The 708-nt window shown below is 45.2% G+C and carries 1 protein-coding gene; it reads right to left on the bottom strand.

Annotation, left to right across the window (positions count from 1 at the left end; translation table 11 throughout):
* Positions 1-278: EamA family transporter (locus R8N47_RS25225; protein WP_318186110.1), on the bottom strand; the 278-nt coding region annotated here is incomplete at its 3' end.
* Positions 279-708: the final 430 nt, after the last annotated feature.

The raw sequence follows: 708 nt of genomic DNA, 5'->3' as shown, positions 1-708 counted from the left end.
AGCGTATCGCTGATTGAAATGGCGTAAATCCACGTCATCACAGCGCCGCCAAGCAGCAAACCTACGCCACTGGCTGCCAACACGTCTTTTAACCGTGCCGCTTTTAGTGGTCGGTAACACAATGGCAGTAAACAGAGAGAGGCGATGGTAAATCGCAAGCCAATAAAACCAAAGGGAGGCAGCCCTTGTATGGTTTCTTTGGAAAAAATCCAGCCCAGTGCCGCTATCATCGTAGTGGCCACCAGAATCACGGTCGCTTTGCGTTCTGAGTTAAACATAATTACTCACAAAAAGGCCTGATGAATCGTCATCAGTGGGGATATTTATATCGATTTTAATCTACGAAAGTTATTTATATTCGTATCGCAAATGCTGACGAGGTGTGTAATAAGAATGGAAGATGTTAACGTTTGCGAAACGTCGGCATTATACATTGCAGGTGAGATTTCATCGAGAAATAACAGCGTGTTACCTTCCTCGCTATAAACGGTATTCGCGAAGCGAGGAAGGAAAACTAGAACCGAGAATGGGCTCTTTGAAGCAGAAGTTTTTGAAGCGATTAATTACAAGGTGCGGTTGAACTGTGCGACAGCTTCAACCACTCGGCTTGCTCCGTCTTGGATATCGTTCATAACATTGCCCGCCTTTTCAGACAACTCTAGCGTATCAAGCGCCTCTTTTTGACACTGAGAAATCAGTGCAACAGCA

It is taken from the genome of Vibrio sp. 2132-1 (assembly GCF_033344315.1).
The sequence above is the reverse complement of the archived record's forward strand: the minus strand, read 5'-3'. Positions and strand labels throughout refer to the sequence as shown.